21 protein-coding genes and 1 pseudogene are annotated in these 22,648 nt (G+C 73.6%); 14 read left to right on the forward strand and 8 right to left on the reverse strand.

Annotation, left to right across the window (positions count from 1 at the left end; genetic code table 11):
* Window positions 1-15: 15 nt before the first annotated feature.
* The gene (locus RGE_RS23315; protein ID WP_014429257.1) at window positions 16-1,407 is read right to left on the reverse strand and encodes a HupE/UreJ family protein; all 1,392 of its coding nucleotides are present in this window, start codon (window positions 1,405-1,407) and stop codon (window positions 16-18) included.
* Complete coding sequence (locus tag RGE_RS14880) at window positions 1,404-2,615, reverse strand: NHL repeat-containing protein (protein ID WP_198408829.1); 1,212 nt, start codon at window positions 2,613-2,615, stop codon at window positions 1,404-1,406. The genes RGE_RS23315 and RGE_RS14880 overlap by 4 nt, the downstream gene beginning before the upstream one ends.
* A gap of 404 nt (window positions 2,616-3,019) precedes the next feature.
* On the opposite strand from RGE_RS14880, the gene RGE_RS24925 reads away from it, so the two are divergent.
* From RGE_RS24925 to RGE_RS14905, 5 genes are all read left to right on the forward strand, one after another.
* Window positions 3,020-4,690 carry a methyl-accepting chemotaxis protein gene (locus tag RGE_RS24925; RefSeq protein ID WP_014429259.1) on the forward strand — a complete coding sequence of 557 codons (1,671 nt, stop codon included), beginning with the start codon at window positions 3,020-3,022 and terminating at the stop codon, window positions 4,688-4,690.
* 262 nt (window positions 4,691-4,952) lie between these two features.
* Window positions 4,953-5,153, forward strand: coding sequence for a hypothetical protein (locus RGE_RS14890; RefSeq protein ID WP_014429260.1), 201 nt, complete (start codon window positions 4,953-4,955; stop codon window positions 5,151-5,153).
* The gene (locus RGE_RS14895) at window positions 5,150-5,437 is read left to right on the forward strand and encodes a hypothetical protein (RefSeq protein ID WP_043784152.1); all 288 of its coding nucleotides are present in this window, start codon (window positions 5,150-5,152) and stop codon (window positions 5,435-5,437) included. Before RGE_RS14890 ends, RGE_RS14895 begins: the two co-directional genes overlap by 4 nt.
* The gene (locus RGE_RS14900; RefSeq protein ID WP_014429262.1) at window positions 5,430-5,777 is read left to right on the forward strand and encodes a hypothetical protein; all 348 of its coding nucleotides are present in this window, start codon (window positions 5,430-5,432) and stop codon (window positions 5,775-5,777) included. Before RGE_RS14895 ends, RGE_RS14900 begins: the two co-directional genes overlap by 8 nt.
* Entirely contained in the window at window positions 5,774-7,882 is a 2,109-nt protein-coding gene (locus RGE_RS14905; RefSeq protein ID WP_014429263.1) for a heavy metal translocating P-type ATPase, read from the forward strand. The genes RGE_RS14900 and RGE_RS14905 overlap by 4 nt, the downstream gene beginning before the upstream one ends.
* On the opposite strand, the gene RGE_RS14910 is transcribed toward RGE_RS14905, so the two are convergent.
* Window positions 7,883-8,344: an HMA2 domain-containing protein gene (locus tag RGE_RS14910; protein WP_043784154.1), complete on the reverse strand. Its 462-nt coding sequence runs from the start codon at window positions 8,342-8,344 to the stop codon at window positions 7,883-7,885.
* A gap of 169 nt (window positions 8,345-8,513) precedes the next feature.
* On the opposite strand from RGE_RS14910, the gene RGE_RS14915 reads away from it, so the two are divergent.
* The 7 genes from RGE_RS14915 (at window position 8,514) to RGE_RS14945 (ending at window position 15,599) form a co-directional block, all read left to right on the forward strand.
* Window positions 8,514-8,999 (forward strand): sigma-70 family RNA polymerase sigma factor, encoded by a 486-nt coding sequence (locus RGE_RS14915; protein WP_014429265.1) that lies wholly within the window; start codon window positions 8,514-8,516, stop codon window positions 8,997-8,999.
* Window positions 8,996-9,991: a FecR family protein gene (locus RGE_RS14920; protein ID WP_014429266.1), complete on the forward strand. Its 996-nt coding sequence runs from the start codon at window positions 8,996-8,998 to the stop codon at window positions 9,989-9,991. Before RGE_RS14915 ends, RGE_RS14920 begins: the two co-directional genes overlap by 4 nt.
* Window positions 9,992-10,104: 113 nt before the next feature.
* On the forward strand, window positions 10,105-12,510 hold the full coding sequence (locus tag RGE_RS14925) for a TonB-dependent receptor (RefSeq protein ID WP_014429267.1): 2,406 nt from the start codon (window positions 10,105-10,107) through the stop codon (window positions 12,508-12,510).
* A gap of 5 nt (window positions 12,511-12,515) precedes the next feature.
* Window positions 12,516-13,424 (forward strand): alpha/beta hydrolase, encoded by a 909-nt coding sequence (locus RGE_RS14930; RefSeq protein WP_014429268.1) that lies wholly within the window; start codon window positions 12,516-12,518, stop codon window positions 13,422-13,424.
* Window positions 13,421-13,705, forward strand: coding sequence for a hypothetical protein (locus tag RGE_RS14935; protein ID WP_014429269.1), 285 nt, complete (start codon window positions 13,421-13,423; stop codon window positions 13,703-13,705). Before RGE_RS14930 ends, RGE_RS14935 begins: the two co-directional genes overlap by 4 nt.
* Window positions 13,692-13,979: a hypothetical protein gene (locus RGE_RS14940; RefSeq protein WP_014429270.1), complete on the forward strand. Its 288-nt coding sequence runs from the start codon at window positions 13,692-13,694 to the stop codon at window positions 13,977-13,979. Before RGE_RS14935 ends, RGE_RS14940 begins: the two co-directional genes overlap by 14 nt.
* A gap of 6 nt (window positions 13,980-13,985) precedes the next feature.
* Window positions 13,986-15,599 (forward strand): PepSY-associated TM helix domain-containing protein, encoded by a 1,614-nt coding sequence (locus tag RGE_RS14945; protein ID WP_014429271.1) that lies wholly within the window; start codon window positions 13,986-13,988, stop codon window positions 15,597-15,599.
* On the opposite strand, the gene RGE_RS14950 is transcribed toward RGE_RS14945, so the two are convergent.
* The 3 genes and pseudogenes from RGE_RS14950 to RGE_RS14960 form a co-directional block, all read right to left on the reverse strand.
* The gene (locus RGE_RS14950) at window positions 15,580-16,020 is read right to left on the reverse strand and encodes a CC0125/CC1285 family lipoprotein (RefSeq protein WP_014429272.1); all 441 of its coding nucleotides are present in this window, start codon (window positions 16,018-16,020) and stop codon (window positions 15,580-15,582) included. The genes RGE_RS14945 and RGE_RS14950 overlap by 20 nt on opposite strands.
* A gap of 104 nt (window positions 16,021-16,124) precedes the next feature.
* Window positions 16,125-16,454: pseudogene (locus tag RGE_RS14955) on the reverse strand (TolC family protein); the annotation flags it as partial.
* Between the two features lie 39 nt (window positions 16,455-16,493).
* Window positions 16,494-18,266 carry an AI-2E family transporter gene (locus tag RGE_RS14960; protein ID WP_158443098.1) on the reverse strand — a complete coding sequence of 591 codons (1,773 nt, stop codon included), beginning with the start codon at window positions 18,264-18,266 and terminating at the stop codon, window positions 16,494-16,496.
* A 139-nt stretch (window positions 18,267-18,405) separates the two neighbouring features.
* Between RGE_RS14960 and RGE_RS23320 the strand changes: the two genes are divergently transcribed.
* Both RGE_RS23320 and RGE_RS14970 read left to right on the forward strand, forming a co-directional pair.
* Window positions 18,406-20,103 (forward strand): aspartyl protease family protein, encoded by a 1,698-nt coding sequence (locus RGE_RS23320; RefSeq protein ID WP_158443099.1) that lies wholly within the window; start codon window positions 18,406-18,408, stop codon window positions 20,101-20,103.
* A 40-nt stretch (window positions 20,104-20,143) separates the two neighbouring features.
* The gene (locus RGE_RS14970; RefSeq protein ID WP_014429276.1) at window positions 20,144-20,551 is read left to right on the forward strand and encodes an MAPEG family protein; all 408 of its coding nucleotides are present in this window, start codon (window positions 20,144-20,146) and stop codon (window positions 20,549-20,551) included.
* A gap of 39 nt (window positions 20,552-20,590) precedes the next feature.
* Here RGE_RS14970 and RGE_RS14975 read toward each other — a convergent pair whose 3' ends face one another.
* Both RGE_RS14975 and RGE_RS14980 read right to left on the reverse strand, forming a co-directional pair.
* On the reverse strand, window positions 20,591-21,376 hold the full coding sequence (locus tag RGE_RS14975) for a YggS family pyridoxal phosphate-dependent enzyme (RefSeq protein ID WP_014429277.1): 786 nt from the start codon (window positions 21,374-21,376) through the stop codon (window positions 20,591-20,593).
* Window positions 21,376-22,614 (reverse strand): benzoate/H(+) symporter BenE family transporter, encoded by a 1,239-nt coding sequence (locus tag RGE_RS14980; RefSeq protein ID WP_014429278.1) that lies wholly within the window; start codon window positions 22,612-22,614, stop codon window positions 21,376-21,378. The genes RGE_RS14975 and RGE_RS14980 overlap by 1 nt, the downstream gene beginning before the upstream one ends.
* Between the last annotated feature and the right edge of the window lie 34 nt (window positions 22,615-22,648).

A 22,648-nucleotide genomic window follows, 5' to 3' on the forward strand; every position in this document is an offset into this window, starting at 1 on the left:
GCGCGGCCGGGTGGGCTAGGGCAACGAATGAGAATCGTTCTTGATTGTAGCTTTGCCGCCCTGCCCCGCAAGCCGGGACCGCGGCCGCCAGCGGCGCAGCAGCGCCACGAGGCCCAGCGCCGCCAGCAGCAGCAAGGCCAGCCCGGCGTCCGGCGGCCAGGGCCAGGCCTCGCGCCCGGTGGCCGCGACCAGCGCCTCGGCACGTTCGCTGGTCCAGTGCCAAGCGACGTGCGCGGCCAGCGCGGCGACGACGATCGTGATCGCCCGGTCGGCCTGCGGCCGGCGCGCGCGCCAGGCCACGAGCAGCGGCAGCAGAAGGGCCAGCACCAGCAGCTGGCCGAGCTCGACACCGACGTTGAAGGCCAGCAGCGACAGCAGCAGGTTGGAGCCGGCGAACTGCAGCTGCGACTGCAGCAGGAACGAGAAGCCGAAGCCGTGCACCAGCCCGAAGGCGGCGCTCCAGATCCAGCGCCGCTCCAGCCGCGGCTGCAGCAGGTTCTCGATCGCCATCCAGAGAATCGACAGCGCGATGCCCGTCTCGACCAGCGGCGGGAACCAGGCGCCGGGCGGTGCCAGGCCGTAGGCCGAGCCGATCAGCGTCACCGAATGCGCGACGGTGAAGGCGCTGACGACGCCGACGAGGTAGCCGTCCAGGCGCCGGAACGGCAGCACCAGGCAGAGCAGGAACAGCAGGTGGTCGGGGCCGTCGAGGATGTGCGCGAAACCGGCCTTCAGGAAGGTCCAGGCCGCCTGGTGCCAGCGCGGGTCCAGCGTCACCGGGCCTTGCGAGGTGACGAGCTCGAAGCCGCGTTCGCCGCCGTCGGCCAGGCCGTAGCGCAGGTCCAGCCGCACGCGGTCGCCGAGCGCCGGCGCGACGCGGAAGTCCAGCGCCACCGAGGCCTGCGGCGACGGCAGCGCGTACTCGTAGTGCACGTCGACGTAGCCCTGGTTCCAGAAGACGTAGTTCGTCGGCGCAAGCGGCGGGCCGTGGATCAGCGCACGCGCCTGCTCGAAGCTGGCGAACGACGGATCGGCCGGCAGCGAGATGCGGGCACGCCGCGCCTCGGGCTTCAGCTCGCGGCCGTCGGCCGACCAGGCGACGCCGTCGGCGATGGCGTCGGCGGCACGCGCCAGGCCGTCGTCGATCTGCGCCAGCGCCAGGTAACCCGGCCCCTGCTTGGGCAGGTCGGCGTTGAGCAGCAGCGCCAGCGGCATGCGCACCAGCACCTGCAGCCGGTCGCCCTGCACGCGGGCGAAGGCGTGCACGCGGGTGTCGGTCGGCAGGTCGTGCGCGCCGGCGGCCGGCAGCAGCGCGGCCCACAGCAGCAGCCACGCGGCGGCACGCCCGAAGGCGGCCGCCGCGGCGGCGCCGGTCCCGCGGCGCGGGGCGGCGGCGCGCGGGCTCACGGCTGCTGCTGCCGGCGGCCCATCGGCACGAACTTCTGCGCCCGTTTGCCGGTGTCGACCTCGGCGGTATAGATGTTGCCCTTGGAGTCGACGGCGAGGTTGTGCACCCAGTGGAACTGCCCGGCCTGGCGGCCGTTGCGGCCGAAGGTGTCGGCATAGGCGCCGGTGGCGCGCTCGAGGATCCAGACGACGTTGTTCTCGCCGTCGGGGTTGTAGAGCCACTTCTGGCTGCCCGGCGACAGGTCGACGTCCCAGACCGAGCCATTGCCCAGCGTCGCGCGGTCGGTGAAGAACTCCTTCACGAACGTGCCGTTCTTCTGGAACACCTGGATGCGGTTGTTCAGCCGGTCGCAGACGTAGACCAGCCCGTCCTTGGCGATGCGCACGCAGTGCACCGGGCTGCGGAACTGCGGCGCCGGCGGCTGGCCGGCCTGGTAGGGGCCGGGGTCGACGTCGCTGGGCACCGAGCCGTAGGCGCCCCAGTGGCGCTTGTACTGGCCGGTCTGGCCGTCGACGACGACGACGCGCTTGTTCTGGTAGCCGTCGGCGATGTAGGCCTCGTTGTTCGCCGGGTCGACCTCGACGTCGGCCGGCTGGCCCAGCAGCGGCGTGCCGCCCAGCCCGCCGGTCGTCGCATTGCTGCCGCCGGTGCTGCCGGCCTTGCCGACCTGCAGCAGGAAGCTGCCGTCCATGCTGAACTTCAGCACCTGGTGGTTGACGGCGCCGTTGCCGGCGATCCAGACGTTGTCGTTGTGGTCGACGAAGATGCCGTGTTCGTTGGTCGGCCACTCGCAGCCCTTGGCCGGCGTGCAGCGCTCGGTGAGGAAGCCCGGGTCGGCCGGCCCGCCCCAGGCCATCAGCAGCCGGCCGTCCTGGTCGAAACGCATCACCGACGGCGCCGGCACGCAGCAGTTCGAGCGTGGCGGCGTCTGCGCCGCGCCGGCTTCGTCGGCGGTCAGCGACAGCGGGCGCTGGATGATCCAGATCGTGTCGTGGCGGTCCACCGCGACGCCGGCCACCTGGCCCAGCAGCCACTGGTTGGGCAACGGCTTGGGCCACTGGGCGTCGACGCGGAACTGCGGCGCACCGGCCATGCGTGCGAAGCGCGACGCCGGTTCGTGGTCCTGGGCCTTCATCTGCGCCAGCGCCGGCACGGCGCACACGGCAGCTGCGGCGCACACGAGGGCGCGCCCGAGGGTTGCATTCATCGTCTGTCTCCTGCGTTCGTGGTCTTGGTCGCGGCAGGGACGCTGGTGCCGCCCGGATCTGCCGCACTTTTGGCAGCTCCCGGAGGCGGGAGCCGGCTGCCGGGCCGCGGCGCGCGAGCCGTGGCGACAGCGGCGCCGGCGGGGCAAACGCATCGCCCGATGCACCGACGAACGTGGTGGCCTTGTGCGAATCGGTGTATTCGCGATATTCGCAATTGCAATTCCAGCGAATCCTCTTTGCGCCGGATCAGACGCCAGCAATTGCGTTTATTGCAATTCGATTTCGACGTGAATTAGTGCCGCACCGATGACCGACCTTTACACGCCGGAACCGCGCCGGCGCCTCACGACGGCTGCCGCGGGGCCGAAATCGGGACATCGGAATTCCTGCCATGCAACCCGCCATGACCCAACTGAGAATCGCCGTCCGCCTCGGCCTCGCGTTCGCCCTCGTGCTCGCGATCACCGTCGCCATCGCCGCCGTCGCCGTCTGGCAGCTGCAGGTGCATCGTGACGCCACGGCCTCGATGGTCGAGCGCGAGATGCAGCGCAACGAGTCGACGCAGCAGTGGGCCTCGCTGCTCCGCGTCAACCTCTTCCAGGTGACCTCGGCGCTGAAGACCAGCGACGCCGCCTACGCCGCGAGGCTGCAGGCCGACGCGCTCGAAGGCTCCAGGAGCGCCGCGCCGCTGCGCGAGAAGGTGGTGCAGCTCACCGACGACGACGAAGGCAAGGCGCTGATCGCGGCCATCAACGCCGAGCGCCAGAAGTACCTGGACGTGCGCGCCGATCTCTTCAAGCGCAAGGAGGCCGGTGGCGAGGTCTCGGCCGCCGTCGACCACGAGCTGCAGCCGCTGGCCGAGGCCTATCTCGCGCGGCTGCAGGAGGTCGTCGAGCACTCGCACCGCGTGCTCGACCGCAAAGTCGAGGCGCTGGATGCCGCCACCCAGCTCAGCCAGTGGGCGCTCGCCGCCGGCGCACTGGTCGCCGTAGCGCTGGGCGCGATGTTCGCCGCGCTGGTCAGCCGCTCGATCACGCGGCCGATCTCGCGCGCCGTCTCGGCCGCCGAAGCGATCGGCGCCGGCGAGCTGAACACGGCCATCGACGCGCGCGGCAGCGACGAGTCGGCGCGCCTGCTGCAGGCCCTGGCCGCCATGCAGGCCAATCTGGCGAAGACCGTCGCCGAGGTGCGCGGCTCGGCCGACAGCGTCGCCACCGCCAGCCATCAGATCGCGCACGGCAATGCCGACCTGTCGGCCCGCACCGAGCAGCAGGCCAGCGCGCTGCAGCAGACCGCCGCGTCGATGGAGCAGCTCAACGCCACCGTGCGCCAGAACGCCGACAACGCGCTGCAGGCCAACCAGCTCGCCGCCGCGGCCAGCGCCGTCGCCACCGAAGGCGGCCAGGTCGTCGCCCAGGTGGTGCGGACGATGGACGGCATCAGCGAGAGCTCGCGGCGCATCACCGAGATCATCAACGTCATCGACGGCATCGCCTTCCAGACCAACATCCTGGCGCTCAACGCCGCGGTCGAAGCGGCGCGGGCCGGCGAGCAAGGCCGCGGTTTCGCCGTGGTGGCCGGCGAGGTGCGCACGCTGGCCCAGCGCAGCGCCGAGGCGGCACGCGAGATCAAGGCCTTGATCGGCACCAGCGTCGAACGGGTCGACTCCGGCAACGCGCTGGTGCACAAGGCCGGCACCAAGATGGACGAGGTGCTGGCCTCGATTCGCCGCGTCGCCGACATCGTCGGCGAGATCAGCAGCGCCAGCGCCGAGCAGAGCGACGGCGTGACCCAGGTCGGCGAAGCCGTCGCGCAGATGGACCAGGCGACGCAGCAGAACGCCGCGCTGGTTGAAGAAAGCGCCGCCGCCGCCGACAGCCTGCGCACGCAGGCCCGCCAGCTCGTCGATGCGGTGGCCGTGTTCCGGCTCGGCAACGAAGGCGCGCGACGCGAGGCGGCGCCGGCGGCGAGCGTGGCCCCGGTGGCCGTGTCGGCGCCCAAGGCCCCGGCCCGCCCGGCAGCCCGCGCCGTGGCCCACCCGGCCAGCGCCGAAGCGGCCTGGGAAACCTTCTGAGGCCGGGCCGGCGCACGCCGGCTTGATCGCCCGCAAGGGCCCAGGGCGGGTGCCGGCCGAGACTGGGCCGACTTCCGCCAGCCAGCCTTCGCCAGCCAGCGCATCGTGTCGCGCGCCTCCGGTGCGCCGTACGTAGACGAGCGTTGGCGCCTGCCTCCCGGCAAGGCGGCCCCCGGCCTCGACGCCGGCGGGGCCCTGTCCAGCATCACGGTCTTCCACGTGCGGTACGCCGCAGCCGCGGCACACCGACCGGAGACCCGAGATGCTGCAACTCTTCCCCTTCGCGGCCGGCATTGCCGCCGGCGCACTCGCCGTGCGCTGGTTCCAGCGCCGCCGCGCTCCCGAGGCCCAGGCCGCAATGCCGGCCGCCGAACCCGCGCCCCCGCCGGCACCCGAGCCGGCGCCCGCTGCGGCAGCCAAGACGCCGCGCCGCCGCACACGCAAGACCGGGGACACGGCGTGAAACGCACGCGCATGGCGGCCGCCGACGGCAGCTTCACACGCGGCTTCGTCGCCGCGGCCTGTCTGTCGGCCTTCCAGGACCGGCCCGGCTTCGACGGCCGGCGCGTGCTGCGCCATGCGCTGCAGGGCGGCGCCGCGCTGACCGCCGGCACGCAGGCCGCGCACTCGCTGCAGCGCGGCCAGTGGGGGGGCGCGCTCGCCGCCGTGGTCGCCGGTGCGGCGGCCGTGCAGATCATCGAAACCCTGCTCGGCGACGCCGGGCGCGAGGAGAAGGACCTTGGCTAAGAAAACGAAGAAGAAGAACAAGCGGGCCTGCGCGGGCTGCCCGGCCTGCGGCTGGAACGGCGGCAATGCGACCAACACCGCCAACGCCGGCAACGGCGGCGGCCTGTTCGGCCATCTGCCGTCGTGGATCCCGGGCACGCCGGCGCAGCAGCAGTTCCTCGTCGGCCTGGCGCTGGGTGCCGGCGCGGCCTGGGTGCTGGGCGACGAAGACCGCCGCGCGGCGCTGCTGAAGACCGCGATGAAGCTCTATTCCGGCCTGGCCGGCGGTTTCGAGGAGCTGAAGGAACAGGCGGCCGACATCCGCGCCGAGATGGACGCCCAGCTGCACCAGAACCCGTGAGCGCCGGCCGCTGGATCGCGGCGCTCGAACCGGCGCACGCCTGTGCCGGCCGCGTGCGCTGGCGCTACCGCGTCGAACGCGGCGGCGTGCTCGACGCACGCGCGCTGCGCCGTGCCGCCGAGGCGCTGCGCGGCGTGCGCGAAGCCCGCGTCAACGCCGCGGTGCGCTCGCTGGCGCTGCGTTACGACCCGGCGGCGACCGACGCCGCGACGCTGGCCCGGCAGCTGCTGGCGCTGGCGCCGCCGGGGCGTGCGCCGGCCGCCGGCGCCGCGCCCGACCCGGCGCTGGGCAACGTGCTCGGCACCGGCGCCGCGCTGCTGCTCGGGCCGGCGCTGCCGCTGGCGCTGCGCGGCCCGGTGGCCGCCGCCAACGCCGTGCCGCTGCTCGGCGAGGCGCTGGAGGACTTCCTGCGCGCCGGCATCACCTCGCACGTGCTGGAAGCAGCGGCGGTGGCGATCTCGATCGGCCGCGGCGACCACGTCGCGGCCAACACCACGTCCTTCCTGCTGGCGCTGGGCGAGTACCTCGAGCACTCGATCGAACGCCGCTCCGACGCCCTGCTGTCGCAGCTGCTGCGCCCGGCAGACACCGAGGTCTGGGTCGAACGCCAAGGCCGCGAGACGCGCATCGACGCCGACGCGGTGCAGGTCGGCGACACGGTCATCGTCGCCACCGGCGCGGTGATACCGGTCGACGGCACGGTGCTCGGCGGCGAGGCCCTGGTCAACGAGGCGACGATGACCGGCGAGAGCGTGCCGGTGGCGCGCCGCCGCGGCGACCACGTGCTCTCGGGCACGCTGGTCGAAGAAGGCCGGCTGCGCGTCTACGCCGAACGGGTCGGCCGCCAGGCGGCGGCGGCGCGCATCGCCGACTTCGTCGCCCAGTCGCTGGAGGCCAAGGGCCAGACGCAGCTGGAAGCCGCGCGCCTGGCCGACCGCCTGGTGCCGATGGTGCTGGCGCTGGCCGCCGGCACCTGGGCGCTGTCGCGCGACGGCCGGCGCGTCGCCGCGGTGCTGCAGGCCGACTACTCCTGCGCGCTGAAGCTGGCGACGCCGGTGGCCTTCAAGTCGGCGATGGCCGAGGCCGGGCGCAGCGGCATGCTGATCAAGGGCGCACGCGCGCTCGAACGCCTGGCCGCGGCCGACACCTTCGTCTTCGACAAGACCGGCACGCTGACCACCGGCCGGCTGCGTGTCACCGACACCATCGCGCTCGACCCGGCGCTGAGCGCGGCCGACCTGCTGAACCTGGCGGCCTCGGTCGAGGAGCACTACATGCACCCGATGGCGCTGGCCGTCGTCGAGGCCGCGCACCGCCTGCCCGAACGCGAGCACTTCGACCACGCCGAGGTCGAGTTCATCGTCGCCCACGGCGTCGCCAGCGAGATCGACGGCCGGCGCGTCGTCGTCGGCTCGCGCCACTTCGTCGAGGACGACGAAGGCATCGCCGTCGCGCCGCACGCGCCGCGCCTCGAGGCGCTGGAGGCCGACGGCAAGACCCTGCTCTACATCGGCTGGGGCGGCGCGCTGATCGGCGTGCTGGCGATGCGCGACCAGCTGCGGCCCGACGCCGCGGCCACCGTCGCGCGGCTGCGCGAGCTGGGCGTGAGCCGCATCGTCATGCTGACCGGCGACCAGGCCGAACGCGCGCGCGAGACCGCCGCAGCGCTGGGCCTGGACGACTACCGCGCCGGGCTGATGCCCGAAGACAAGGCGGCGGTGCTGCGCGAGCTGGCCGCGTCCGGTGCCCGCATCGCCTTCGTCGGCGACGGCGTCAACGACGGTCCGGCGCTCAGCGGCGCGCACGTCGGCATCGCGATGCAGCGTGGCGCCGACGTCGCGCGGCTGGCCGCCGACCTCGTGCTGCTCGAAGACCGCATCGGCCACGTCGCCGACGCCAAGGCGCTGGCGCTGGCCACGCGTGCGCTGATCGACAGCAACTTCCGGCTGACGATGGGCCTGAACTCGACGATCCTCGGCGCCGCCGCGCTGGGCGCGCTGAGCCCGGTGGCGGCGTCGATGCTGCACAACGGCAGCACGATCGCGATCCTGCTGCGCGCGCTGGCCGGCGCCGGGCTGCCGCGAGGACAGCGCCGCAAACGCTGATCAGCGCAGCAGGCTGCGCCGGTGCGTGGCCAGGTGCACGCCCAGCAGACCGAGAAAGACCGTGCCGGTGGCGACGTGCGCGGCCTTCGCGCCGGCCGCGGCGAAAGCCAGCGAACCGCCCAGGCTGGCGAGCATGCCGAGGTTGTTGGCACGCGCGAACTGGCGCCGGCGGCTGGCGCGGCGCGGCTTGGGTGCCGCGGCCGGAGGCACGGCGGCAGCCAGCCACGGCGCGACGGCCTCGATCACCTCGCGGCACATCGCCGCTTCGTCGATGCGCGTGCCGTCGTACTCGACGACGACGCTGCCGGCCGCCGCATTGGCGCGCAGCCGGCGCAGCGCCGGCAGCGTGTCCAGCCGCGCCAGCACCGCCTCGCGCAGCGCCTCGCGGCGCAGCCGGGCGTCACGCAGGCGCAGGCGCCCGGGCAGGGAGTAGACGATCGGAGGGAAGCAGGCGGCGTCCATGCGGCTCTTGTACTGCGGCGCGGCGGGCAGACGGTGCGGCGGCGTCAACTGCCGGAAGGGCGGGCTGCGCGATGACACATAATAAGAACCATTCTTATCTAACGCACCACAGACCAGCCGCCGCCAGTCTTCCCGCCCGCCGGTGCCGGGCCCGCAGAAGAGTTCGGCCGTGCTGGAGCGTCATTACCGCGAGTTGCTCAACTTCCTCGTCCGCCTGGTCGGCGACCGCCATGCCGCCGCCGACCTGACCCAGGAGAGCTACGCCCGCGTGCTGGCGCTGCAGCAAGGCGGCGCCACCGTCTTCGACGGCCGCGCCCTGCTCTACCGCACGGCACGCAACCTCGTCGTCGACCGCCACCGCCGCGCTGCGCTGCGCCAGCACGACGCGCTCGAAGAACTGGCCGACGACGAACACCCGAGCGCGCCGCCGCGTTCGCAGCCCGAGGAGGCCCTGGCCTCGCGCCAGGACGCCCAGGCCTGCCTGGCGGCGATCGAGGCGCTGCCGCCGCGCTGCCGCGAGGCTTTCGTGCTGCACCTGTTCGACGAGCTGAGCCACGCCCGGATCGCCGAGCGCATGGGCATCTCGGTCAGCATGGTCGAGAAGCACGTCGCACGCGGGCTGCTCGCCTGCCGCGCGGCACAGGGCACGAGGTGAACGCCCCCGCGCCCCACGACGAAGAGGCGGCGCGCTGGGCGCTGCGCCGGCGCCAAGGGCTGGACGCCGAAGGCCGCGCGGCGCTGCAGGCCTGGCTGGACGCCGACCCGCGCCATGCGCAGGCGTTTGCCGAACTCGAGGCCACGCTGGCCCAGGTCGCGCGGCTGCCGCCCGCCGGGGTCCAGCGGCTGCGGGCCGGGCTGGCGCCGCGGCGGCCGGCGCGCCGTCTGCCGCATGTTTTGAGCGCGGTGGTCGCGGTGGCCAGCTTCGGCGTCGCCTGGACCGCCTGGGACCGCTGGTCGATGCAGCCACGCTTCGAGCAGCACTACGCGACGCAGCGCGGCGAGCAGCTCGCCGTCACGCTGCCCGACGCCGCCGACGACGGCAGCCGCGTGCGCCTGGACACCGCGACGCGGCTGGACGTGCGCCTGTACCGCGACCGGCGCGAACTGCTGCTGCACGAAGGCCGCGCCAGCTTCGCCGTGCACCACGATGCGAAGCGGCCGTTCCACGTGCGCGCCGGCACGCTGGACGTCGTCGTCACCGGCACACGTTTCACGGTGCGCCTGACGCGCGACGGGCTGGACGCCGGGCGCAGCGTCGTCGAGGTCGAACAAGGCCGGGTGCGGGTCTCCGCCGGCGACGGCGCGCCAGCCGTGGAGCTGCACGCCGGCGATCGCCTGGCCACCGATGCCGCCGGCGCGCCGGGCCCGGTGCAGCACGCCGCGGCGGCGGCCTGGCGCGAAGGCCGCATCAGCTTCGACGGCGTGCCGCTGGCGCAGGCGCTGGCCGAGTTCGAGCGCTACGGCAACACCGGCATCGTCGTGCGCGACCCGGCGGTCGCGGCGCTGCGCGTCGGCGGCAGCTGGCCGGCCGGCGACGCGCGCGGCTTCGCCGAGAGCCTGCCCGAGCTGCTGCCGGTGCGGCTGCTGCCGCGCGACGGCGTGCTCGAACTCGTCGCCCGGCCGGCGGCGACGGGTCACACGAAATAACGAGAAATATTCTCATTTGCATGTGAGGGTTCGGCGCGGTCGTGCGTCTGCATCGGCAGGAGCGGGCCGGCCACGAGGGCACCCGCGATGAAAACCCGATCGAGGACCCTGCGATGCGCCGAGCGCGATTCACCCCTGCCCCCCTGGCCCTGGCGGCTGCTGCCGTCGTCCTGAACCTGGCGAGCACCCTGCCCGCCCAGGCCCAGGCCAGCACCACCGCGGCCGCGCCGCTGACGCTGGACCTGCCGGCGCAACCGCTGGGCCAGGCGCTCAACGAACTGGCGCGCCGCGCCGACCTGCAGCTCAGCTTCCCGGCCGACGCCGTGGCCGGCAAGACGGCGCCGGCGGTCTCCGGCCGCCTGACGCCGGAACAGGCGCTGCAGCGCCTGCTGGCCGGCAGCGGCCTGGCCGCCACCGTCGACGGCCAGCGTGTCGTCGTCAAGCCGGCCGACGCGGCGCGCGAATCGGCGCTGCCGGCGGTCAAGGCCAGCGCCGGCGCGCTCGCCAGCGAGCTGCCGGCAGCGCACGCCGGCGGCCAGGTGGCACGCGGCGCCCGCGTCGGCGCGCTCGGCAACCTGTCGGTGATGGACACGCCGTTCAGCAGCGTGGCCTACACCGCCGAGCTGATCGCCGAGCAGCAGGCGCGCAGCGTCGCCGACGTGCTGGTCAACGACCCGGCGACACGTTTCACGACCTCGGCCGGCCACGCCTACGAGAACTTCCGCGTGCGCGGCTTCGACGTCAACGCCGGCGATCTGGCGATCGACGGGATGTACGGCCTGGCGCCGGTCGGCCACTCGCCGGTGGAATACCTGGAGCGGGTCGAGCTGCTGAAAGGCCCGAGCGCGCTGTTCAGCGGCATGCCGCCGGGCGGCGGCGTCGGCGGCGTCGTCAACCTGGTGCCCAAGCGTGCCGGCGACGAGCCGCTGACGCGCGCCACCTTCGGGGTGCAGTCGGAGTCGCAGGCCGAGCTCGCGCTCGACCTCGGCCGGCGTTTCGGCGAGCAAAAGCAATGGGGCCTGCGCGTCAACACCGCCTACGGCGACGGCGACACGACGCTGGACGAGCAGAGCAAGAAGCGCGAGTTCCTGTCGGCCGCGCTGGACTTCCGCGGCGAGGCGCTGACCGCGACGCTGGACGCCTACACCAGCACCGAGAAGTTCGACGGCGGCACGCCGGCGATGTACTGGTTCGCCACGACCGACATCCCCGGCGCGCCCGACCCGAGCACCAACCAGTTCCGCAACGGCTGGGGCGAACTGAAGAGCAAGGCCGTCATCGCGCGCGCCGAGTACGCGATCAACGAGCAGCTCGACGCCTTCGCCGGCCTCGGCCGGCGCAACCACGACTACTCCGGCTTCATCAACGGCACGCACGCGCGCCAGATCGCCGCCAACGGCGACTACACCGGCCGCATGGTCGGCCAGCTGGGCTACAGCGACTCGAGCTCGGCCGAGGCCGGGCTGCGCGCGCGCTTTGCCACCGCCGGCGTCAAGCACGAGCTGGTGCTGCACGCGACGCGGCTGACGCAGGAAGACGGCTCGGCGGTCAACATGGCCACGTTCGCCTCCAACATCTACCGCCCGGTGACGCCGACGATGGTGGCCGTGCCGGGTGCGGCGCCCAAGACCGGCGAGACGACGCTGGACAGCCTGGCGCTGGTCGACACGCTGTCGTTCCTGGACGACCGCCTGCGCCTGACGTTGGGCGCACGCCACCAGGGCGTCGAGACCAAGAGCTTCGCCAGCACCGGCGCGCTGACCGCGCACTACGACGAGAGTGCGCTGACGCCGGCCGTCGCCGTCGTCGCCAAGCCCTGGGGCCAGGCCATCTCGCTGTACGCCAACTACGTGCAGGGCCTCACCAAGGGCGACACCGTCACCGATACCGCGGCGACCAACTACCAGCAGGTCTTCGAGCCCTACAAGACCGAGCAGATGGAGCTCGGCGTGAAGTGGACGACCGGCACCTTCACCAACACCGTGAGCCTGTTCGAGATCACCAAGCCGACGATGATGGCCACCGGCAGCAGCGCCGCGCCGACCTACAGCGACGACGCCGAGAAGCGCGTGCGCGGCGTCGAGTGGAACAGCTTCGGCGAACTGGCCCGCGGCCTGCGCGTGCTCGGCGGCGCCAGCTGGAACCAGGGCAAGCTGACCAAGACCGCCTACGGCCAGTACGACGGCAACGACGCCGTCGGCGCGCCGCACTGGCAAGGCAACCTCGGCGCCGAATGGGACACGTCGTGGCTGCCGGGCCTGACGCTCAGCGCCCGCCTCGCCGCCACCAGCAAGCAGTACCTGGACGCGGCCAACACCCAGCGCATCCCCGGCTGGAGCCAGATCGACGTCGGCGCGCGCTACGCCACCCGGCTGATGGGCCGGCCGACGCAGTGGCGCCTGGGCGTGAACAACCTGTTCGACCGCCACTACTACGCCGGCAGCTTCAGCGACAGCACGCCGATCGCCACGCTGGGCCCCAAGCGCAGCGTCGCGGCGTCGATGACGGTGGACTTCTGAGCGCCGTGCCCGCCTCCACCCTGAGGCGCGCGCTGGGCGCGCTGGTGCTGGTGCTGGCCGCCGGCAGCGCGCCGGCGGCCGACGCGCCGGTGAAGCTGCCCGGCGCGCGCCAGTTCGAGCTGGCCTCCGAAGCCACCGGCCAGCGCTACCGGGTCTTCGTCTCCGAACCCGACGCGCCGCCGCCGGCCGCGGGCTACCCGGTGCTCTATGTGCTGGACGGCAACGCCGCCTTCCCGGTGGCCGCCTTCCTGGCGCGTTCGGTGGCGTCGCGGCGCGAGGTCACCGGCCAGCCGCCGGTGCTCGTCGTCGGCATCGGCTACCCGGGCGACGCCGACTTCGACGTCGCCGCACGGCGGCGCGACTACACGGTCGGCGTCGCCGAGCCCGGTGCCCAGGCCCTCGAAGGCGGCGCCGACCGTTTCCTCGACTTCGTCGAACGTGAGCTGAAGCCGCGCATCGCCGCCCGTCACGCGGTCGATGCACGACGCCAGGCGCTGTTCGGCCATTCCTTCGGCGGCCTGCTGGTGCTGCACGCGGCCTTCACGCGGCCGGCGAGCTTCACGACATTTCTCGCTTCCAGCCCGTCGATCTGGTGGAACGAGCGCCGTGTGCTCGACGGCCTGGCGCGCGCACCGGCTGCCGCGCCGCGGCTGCAGATCAGCGTCGGCGCGCTCGAAGACGCGCCGCCGCCGGGCCGGCTGTCGGCCGAGACGCTGGCGCTGCTGGCGCGGCGGCCGATGGTCAGCGAAGCGCGTGCGCTGGCCGCGCGGCTGCAGGCGCAGCCGGCCTGGCAGGGGCGCATCGCCTTCCACGAGTTCGAAGGCGAACACCATGGCTGGGTCTGGCTGCCGGCGCTGTCGCGCGGGCTGCAGTTCTTCCTCGATCAACCCGCGCAAGGCGAACCGACACGATGAGCTTCACGCTGCTGGGTCTGGCGACCACGTTCGCCGGCTGCACCTGCCTGTACCTGGCGTCGCCGCACCAGCGCTGGCGCGCGCGCCCCTGGCCCGCCGTGCCGGCGCGCGCCGCCGCGGCGCTGCTGTGGGCGCTGTCGCCGCTGCTGATGGCGCAGACGCTGCAGCCGCTGGCCGCGGCCTTCTGCTTCGCCACCGCGCTGATGCTGGCGCTGGCGCTGCTGCCCTACTCGGGCGCGCTGCTGACCGTGCTGCGGGGGGCGCCCGATGGCCCGCGCTGAACCGATGCGCCGCGACTGGCTGGCCAAGACGCTGGCCGGCAGCCTGCTCGGGCTGACGCTGGGCCTGGGCTGCAGCGCCGTCTTCAGCCTGCTCGCCACCGGTCTGCCGCTGGCCGTGCGCGCGCAGCTGGCGATGTGGATGGTGGCGCCGATCTGGCTGGGCACGCTGTCGGGCTGCTTCTGCTTCGCCGACGGCTGGCGCGCCTGGCGCACGCTGGGCCTGGCCAATCTCGCCGTCTTCGGCGCCTGGGCGCTGCTGCGCCTTGTTTCCTGAACCCCGATGCGAGCCGAGATCCTGCGTGTCTACAAGTCGGTCCACACCTGGACCGGCATCGTCTCCGGCATGGCGCTGTTCATCGCCTTCTATGCCGGCGCCCTCACCGTCTTCAAGGAACCGCTGGCACGCTGGGCCAGCCCACCGGCGCAGCAGGCCGCGGTGCCGCTGGCGCAGGCGCAAGACCTGATCGTGCGCACGCTGCGGGCCGAGCCTGCTGCCGCGCGCGACTTCACGCTGCACCTGCACGACGCCGAGAACCTGCCCGGCCGGCTGAGCTGGCAGGTGCGCGACCCCGGGGCCGACGACCACGACGGCCGCCACCTGCGCCACTTCGTCGCCACGCTGGACGCCGAGGGCCGTGTCGCCGCCCAGCCGGTGGCGCCGACGCAGCTCGGCGACTTCATCGACGTGCTGCACCGCGTCGTCGGCCTGCCGGTGGACAACGACCCCAACCGCTGGCTGATGGGCGTCGTCTCGGCGCTGTATGCGCTGGCGCTGGTGTCGGGCGTCGTCGTGCTGCTGCCCTCGCTGGTCAAGGACTTCTTCGCGCTGCGCGTCGGCCGCAACCTCAAGCGTTTGTGGCTGGACGCGCACAACGTCGTCGGCATTGTCAGCCTGCCTTTTCACCTCGTGATGGCGCTGACCGCGGTGGTCTTCGCCTTCCACGACGGCATCTACGCCCTGCAGGACCGGCTGCTGCACGAAGGCCGGCTGGCCGGCGCCTTCCAGCGCCCGGCGGCCAGCGCCGGCGCGGCGCCGCGCGACCCGGCGACGATGCGCGCGCCGGCCGAGCTGCTGGCTGCGGTGCGCGCCATCGCGCCCAGCTTCGTGCCGACGGCGCTGCAGTACCAGCAGGCGGCGGGGCCGCGTGCCATCGTGCGCGTCTGGGGCCAGGACGAGAGCGCGGTGGCGCCGCGCGCACGCGGCGGCTTCGTCGCCGTCGACCCGTACAGCGCGCGCATCGTCAACCACGACTCGCTGCCCGGCCACCAGTCCGCGGCCAACCAGCTTATCAGCAGCTTCTTCGCGCTGCACATGGCCTCGTTCGCCGGCGACCCGGTGAAATGGCTGTACTTCGTGCTCGGCCTGGCCGGCGCCTGGCTGTTCTACAGCGGCAACCTGCTGTGGATCGAGAGCCGGCGCAAACGCGGCGCCGAGCCGCCGCGGCGCACGCGCTGGATGGCCGCCGGCACGATCGGCGTCTGCCTGGGCAGCGTCTGCGGCATCTCGGCGACGATCGCCGCGGCCAAGTGGCTGCCGGGCCTGGTGGCCGACGTCGCGGCCGGCCACCGCGCGCTGTACTACGCGGTGTTCTTCGCCGCGATCGGCTGGGCCTTCTGGCGCGGCAGCGCACGCGGCTCGGTGCAACTGCTGTGGGCGGCCGTCGTGCTGACCGCGGCGATCCCGGCCAGCTCGCTGCTCGGTGTTCTCGCGCCCGGGCTCGGGCCGTGGCCGCCGGCCTCGGCCGCGGCGCTGGGCGTGGACCTGACGGCCGCCGTCGGCGCCGCCCTGCTGGCCTGGATGGCAGTGGCGACGGGACGCCGCGTGCGCCACGGTCCGGCGCCCAGCGTCTGGGCCGCGCCCGCGGCCGGCACGCTCAGCGGAACTGGGCGATGAACGGTTCCAGTTCCTGCTGCACCTGCGTGGCGTCGAAGACCAGGCGGCCGTCGGGCTGCGGGTCGGCCAGCAGCCGCACGCGGGCTCCGTACAGCAGCTTGTGCATCGGCATCGGCGCCTTCACGAGGTCGACCGGCTTGTCGAGGCGGAACCCGCGCGCGCCCTTCTCCAGCGCCAGCGTCGCACAGCGGTAGAGCACGAACTTGCGGCTGCGGTCCTCGGGGGTGCTTATGCCGGCCTCGTAGATGACACGGTAGTCGTCGGGACCCAGCTGCTCGACCTCGTAGCCGCCCTGGCGGAAGAGAAACAGCTCGCCGAGCGCGGTGCGCTCGTGGTAGCCGGTGCCCGTGCCGGCGCAGCCGGCCAGCGCCGCGCACAGCAGCAGCGCCGGCAGCGCGGCGCGATGGTTCCTGAAACTCATGGACTGGTGCCTCCCTCGCACGCCGATCGTCCACGCCGAGCATAAGGAGCACGCCGACAAAACGGCTGGCGTGGATCAAGCGGCCGAGGCCGCCCCCCGGAACCTCAGACCGGCTGCCAGCGCCCGGCGATGTTCTTCAGCAGCTGGTTCACCGCGGCGAGCTGGCGGTTGCGCAGCGCCAGCCAGCTGCTTTCGCTGGTGTAGGCCGCGGTCTGCGCCGTGACGACGGCGAGGTAGCTGGCGGTGCCGGCGCGGTACTGGTCCAGCGTGATCTCGCGGTTGCGCCGCGCCGCCTGCAGCGCCTGCTGCTGCCATTCGGCTTCCTGGCGCAGCTGGTCGGCGAGCACGAGGTTGTCTTCCACTTCCTGCAGCGCCGTCAGCACCGTCTGGCGGTAGCTGGCGGTCGCCTGGTCGGCGCCGGCACGCGCCTGGGCGCTGGCGAGCCGCTGTGTTGCTGCCGGCCCCCGATCGCGTCAGGCCGGGCGCCGCTGCACCAGGCTCAGGGCCTCTTCGAACGAGTAGGCGGTGTGGTGGTGGCGCTCGGACGACAGCGGGTCGCGCGGCGGCTGCGCCGCCATCTGGGCCGGCAGCAGCGCGACGACACGCGCCTGCGGCAGCTGCGCCAGGCAGACGTCGAGCGCACCGACGTCCTCGGCCGAGGCCTCGCCGCTACAGACCACGAAGACCACGCCGACGGCGTCGGCGCGTGCGTCCGGCGGCACCTCGGCGAGCTCTTTGACGGTCGCGTGGCGGGCGTCTAAGCGCTCGCTGCGCAGCACGCGCACCAGCAGCTCGGCGCTGAGCTCGGAGCCGGGGTCGGGCAGGCTGACGCAGAGCATCAAGGAGCCCGGCGGCACGTCCAGCGGGCCCTGCCAGCGCCCTTCGACGCTCTCGCGTTCGCGGCGCAGGCGCAGGCCCAGGCCGCTGCCGTCGAGCACCGCGGCGCGGCGGCGTGCCGGCAGCGGCGAGCGTGTCAGCTCGGCCAGCACCTGCAGGATCACGCGCTGCGCCGCGGCCTGCTGCTGCGGGCTGATCTGCTGGCGCTCGAAGTCCTGCCGCGCCAGCTCGAAGGCCGGCATCACGACCTTGTCGCAGTACGCCGCCAGCGGCTTGCGCTTCAGGAAGGCACGGGCGTCGGCCAGGATCTCCACCGCGTCGCCGCTGATCGAGCGCTGGTAGAAGCGCTGCGACAGGTCCAGCGCCGGCGCGTCGCCCAGCAGCAGGTCGAGGAAAGCCAGCGAGGGCACGTGGCGCCCGGCGACCACCAGGCACAGCGTCAGCGGCGTCGACAGCAGCAGCCCGACCGGCCCCCACAGCGCGCCCCAGAAGATCGCCGCGACGACCACCGAGAACGGCGACAGCCCGGTCGTGTGGCCGTAGAGCTGCGGCTCGACGACGTAGGCCGCGACCAGCTCGACGGCGAGGAACACGGCCAGCGTCTGCAGCATCAGCTCCCAGCCCGGCACCATCGCCGCGGCCATCGCGCCGGCCAGCAGCGCCGCCGCCGGGAAGCCGACGTAGGGCACGAAGCGCAGCAGGCCGCCGAGCACCGCCCAGACCGCCGCGTGCGGCACGCCCAGCAGCGCCAGCAGCCCGCCGATCGCGAGGCCGACGCCGGCGTTCACCGAGAACTGCGAGATGAAGTAGCGCGACAGGCGCTGGCCGGCGTCGTCGAGCGCGCTGGTCGCCGCACGCACGTCGCGCCCGCCGATGAGCCGGATGAGGCGGTCGCGCAGCGCGTCCTGCTCGAGCAGCGCGAACACCAGCACCAGCACGACGACACCGACGAAGCCCAGCGGCCCCCAGACGGCGGCGGCCAGCTGGCCGGCCAGCGAGACGCTGGCGTCGTCGGCCGTGGCCGGCGACGCGGGCTCGGCCGGTTGCGCCGGCGCCGGCCCGAGGTCGCCGACGAGGCGGCCGGCGCGGCCCTGCACCTCCTGCAGCGGCCGCAGCATCGTCTCGCGCAGCGTGCCGATCTTCTGGCGCACGTTGTTCTCGTAGCGCGGCAGCTCCTGCGACAGGTCGCCGAGCTGGCCGACGATGACGCTGCCGAGCGCGCCGACCACCGCGCCGACGAGCAGCAGCGCGACGATCGCCGCCGGCGCCTGGCCCAGCCCGAGACGGCGCATGCGGTGCACGATCGGCGCCATCACGAAGCCCAGCGTCATCGCCAGCGCGATCGGCTCCAGCACGTCGCGGCCCATGTAGAGCAGGCCCAGCAGCGCGACGCCGACCAGGATCTTCAAGGCCAGGGGCTGCGGTGTCGGCGAAGTCATCGAGGGAATCGGAACGGCATGGACGCGAGTATCCCAACAGATCGCGATGGCGTACGCTCGCCCGCGCCCGGCGCCGGCGCGCCGGCGGAGTGCCCGACCGATGCCACGCTTGATCCTCCCCCGCCCCGCCGCCTGGATGCTGGCGGCCTGCACCTGGCTGCTGGCGCCCCCCGCGATGGCGGCCACGCCGCCGCAGCACGTCGAGATCCCGGGCGCCGGGCTGTCCTCGTCACCGGCGCCGCTGAACGGTTTCGTCTTCGCACCCGACGGCGCCGGCCCGCACCCGGCCGTCGTGATGATGCACGGCTGCGGCGGCGCCTATGGCCGCGACGGCACGCTCAACCCGCGCCACCGCATGTGGGGCGAGTTCCTCGCCGCGCACGGCTACCTGGCGCTGATGCTCGACAGCTTCGGCCCGCGCGGCGTGCGCGAGCTCTGCACCCAGCCGATGAAGGAGCGCACGCTGAAGGAACACGACCGCGCCGGCGACGCCGACGCGGCGCTGGCCTATCTGCGCACGCGGCCGGAGGTGGCGGCCGGACGCATCGCGCTGCTGGGCTGGTCGCACGGCGCCGGCAGCGTGCTGGCGACGATCACCGGCCAGCGCCCCGGCGCGCCGCGCTACGACGCCGCGATCGCCTTCTACCCCGGCTGCAGCGCCCGCGCCCGCCATCCCGAGGACTTCCACCCGGCGGTGCCGCTGCTGCTGCTGATCGGCGAGGCCGACGACTGGACCCCGGCCGAGGCCTGCCGCGTGCTGGCCGCCAGCGCCAATGCGCGCGGCGACTCGGTGCGCCTGGTCACCTACCCCGACACCTTCCACGACTTCGACAACCCGGCGCTGAAGGCGCCGCACCGGCGCACCGAGGTGCCCAACGGCGTGCACCCCGGCCAGGGCGTCACGGTGGCGCCCAACCCCGCGGCGCGCGCCGACGCCCAGCAGCAGGTGCTGCGTTTCCTGGCCGACCGCCTGGGCAGCACGCCGACGCTGGCCGAGGTCGGCTTCGAGTTCCACCGCCACAGCGTCGTCGTCCAGGCGATGCTGGCCGGTTCCGGGCCTTACGAGGTGCTGCTGGACACCGGCGTCAACCCGTCGGGCATCGACGCCGCGACGGCCCGCGAGCTGGGCCTGCAGACCACCGGCCCGGCAGCCGAGGTGGCCGGCGGCGGCGCCGGCCGCAACCCGGCGCGCGAGACGCGCATCCCCAGCGTGGCCCTGGGCGCGCTGCAGGCCCGCGACGTGGACGCGCTGGCGCTGGACCTGTCCCAGGTGCGCGAGGCGCTGGGCCGCCCGATCCGCGCGGTGCTGGGCTACAGCCTGCTGGCCGGGCGCGTCGTGCAGTTCGACTACGCGCAGCGGCGCATCCGCTTCCTGGCCGCGATGCCGCCCGCGCTGGACGCGGCGGCGCTGCCGTTTCGCGACGAGGACGAGATCCTGATCGACGGCGCGCTGGTCGACGGCCACCGGCTGGTCGCCAACCTGGACACCGGCTCCAACGCCAGCCTGCAGCTGACGCCGCGCGCCGCCGCGGCGCTGGGCCTGGACGGGCGCCTGGACGAACTGCCCGCGGCGAGCTCGGTCGGCATCAACGGCGCGGCCACGCACCGCCGCACCGAGGTGGGCGAGTTCCGCCTGGGCCCGGTGGCGGCGCGCCGGGTGCCCGCCGTGCTCTACGCGCCGGGCTCGGGCCACGACGACGAGCGCTGGGACCTGCGCATCGGCAACGCCTTCCTGCAGGACTACATCGTCACGATCGACTACCCCCGGCGGCGCATCAGCCTGCAGCCGGCCGCCCCGGGCCGCTGAGATCCGGCGGCCCCGCGCCGCGTTTTCACGAGGAGACGAGATGCCATTCGCGGAGCTTCATCCGGTCGCGCTGGTCTGCACCGCGCTGCTCGGCCTGCTGCTGTTCGGGCTGGGCCTGGCGGTGTCGGGCGCCCGCGGCCGCAGCCGGCGGCTGATCGGCGTGGACGACGATCCCGACAGCCTGCTGAACCGGCTGGTGCGGGCGCACGGCAACACCGCGGAGTACGCACCCTTCCTCGGCCTGCTGTTCCTGCTGCTGGGCAGCCGCTCGCCTTCGGGCCTGGTGCTGGGGCTGATCGTCGCGGCCACCGCCGCGCGCCTGCTGCTGGCGCTGGGGCTGCTGACGGCCAGGACGCTGTCGCGGCCGTCGGCGCTGCGCTTCGTCGGCGCCGCCGGGACCTACGTCACCGGCGCCTGGCTGTCGCTGCTGCTGCTGACGGGCGCGTAGGCGGCGCGCGGCAAGGATCCGGCGCGCGGCTCCACGGCCTCAGGGCGCGGCACCGGGCCAGTAGTGACCGTCCGGCAGCGCACGGGCGCCGAAGATCGCCTGGCCGACGCGCACGACGGTGGCGCCCTCCTCGACGGCGATCTCGAAGTCGCCGGACATGCCCATCGACAGCTCGTCGAACACGAGCCCTGACGGGGCGTCCTGCCGCAGGCGCTCGCGCAGCCCGTGCAGCAGACGAAAGCACTGGCGCACACGCGCCGCGTCGCTGGAGAACAGCGCCAGCGTCATCAGCCCGCGCACGCGCAAGGCACTGAACGCCGGCAGCGCCCGGACGAAGGCCGGCAGGTCTTCGGGCGCCAGCCCGTACTTGCTCGCTTCGCCCGAGGTGTTGACCTGCACGAAGACGTCCAGCGCCCGCCCTTCGAGCTGCAGGCGGCGGTCCAGCGCCGCGGCCAGGTGCAGGCTGTCCAGCGCCTGGAACTCGCTGGCGAAACGCGCCACCAGCCCGGCCTTGTTGGTCTGCAGATGGCCGATGAGCGACCAGCGCAGATCGGCCAGGTCCTGCATCGCCTGCCATTTGAGATGCGCTTCCTGGACCTTGTTCTCGCCCAGCAGGCGGCAGCCCGCGGCATGCGCCAGGCGCAGGCGGCTCTCGGGTTGGGTCTTGCTCACCGGCAGCAGGCGCACGCCGGCCGGATCGCGGCCGGCACGCCGGCAGGCGGCGGCGATGCGCGCGCGCACCTCGGCGAGGTTACGGCCGATGTGCTCGACGCTCGTCGCCTCGGGATAGAGCCCGTGGCGGTCGTGGCCGGTGGGCGTGTCCATCAGACAGCCCGCCTGTCGGCCGGCAGTGCCACGGCGGCGGCCGGTTGCCGCTGCGGCCAGCGGCCGTTGAGCAGTGCGTGCGCGGCCAGCCCGATCACCAGGCCCCAGAAGGCGCCGCCGACGCCCAGCAGCTGGATGTTGGCTGCCGCCGCCAGGAAGGTGATCAGCGAGGCCTCGCGGGTGCGCGGCTCGGCCATCGCCGCGGCCAGGCTGCCGGCGATCGTGCCCAGCAGCGCCAGGCCGGCCAGCGTCGTGATGAAAGTCGACGGGAAGGCCATGAAGACCGCCGCCAGCGTCACCCCGAAGACGCCGACGAGGATGTAGAAGACGCCGGCGGCGATGCCCGCGATCCAGCGTTTGGACGGGTCTTCGTGCGCCTCGCGGCCGGTGCAGATCGCCGCCGTGATGGCGGCGATGTTGAAGGCGTGCGAGCCGAACGGCGCCATCAGCAGCGAGCCGAAGCCGGTCAGCGCGACGATCGGGTTGGCGCTGCAGCGGAAACCGTCGTTGCGCAGCACCAGCATGCCGGGCATGTACTGGCCGGTCAGCGTGATCAGGAACAGCGGCAGCGCGACGCTCAGCAAGGCGTTGAGCGAGAACGCCGGCATCGTGAACACCGGCCGGGCCAGCGTCAGGCTCAGGCCGCCGAGGTCGACACGCTGCTGCAGCAGCAGAAAGGCCAGCCCCAGCACCAGGATGCCGACCACCGCATACCGCGCGGAGAAACGTTTGAAGCCCACGTAGGCCAGGATCAGCAGGCCGGCGAGCAGCGGGTCCAGGCTCATGCCGCCGAAAGCGCCGATGCCGAAAGGCAGCAGGATGCCGGCCAGCAGCCCGGCCGCCACGCCCGGCGGGATCAGCCGGATGACACGCTCGAACCAGCCCGACAGGCCCAGCAGCACGAAGGCCGCGGCCGAGACGAGGTAGGCGCCGACCGCCTCGGCGTACGGCGTGCTCGCCAGCGCCGTGACCAGGAAGGCCGCCGCCGGCGTCGACCAGGCGGTGATGACCGGCTCGCGCGACAGCCAGCTGAGCACGATGCCGGTCACGCCGACGCCGATCGACACCGACCACACCCAGGACGCCGTCAGCTCCGGCCCCAGGCCCGCCACCCGGGCCGCCTGGAACACCAGGATGAACGTGCCGCCGTAGTTGACGATCACCGAGATCAGCCCGGCGACGACGGGATGCGCGACATCGCGCCAGCGAAACGGCGAAGAGGACGGGACGGACGGCATCGGGCGAAAGCTCCTGGCGGCGACATGCCGCGGC

This window comes from Rubrivivax gelatinosus IL144, from assembly GCF_000284255.1.
GTDB lineage: Bacteria > Pseudomonadota > Gammaproteobacteria > Burkholderiales > Burkholderiaceae_C > Rubrivivax > Rubrivivax gelatinosus_A.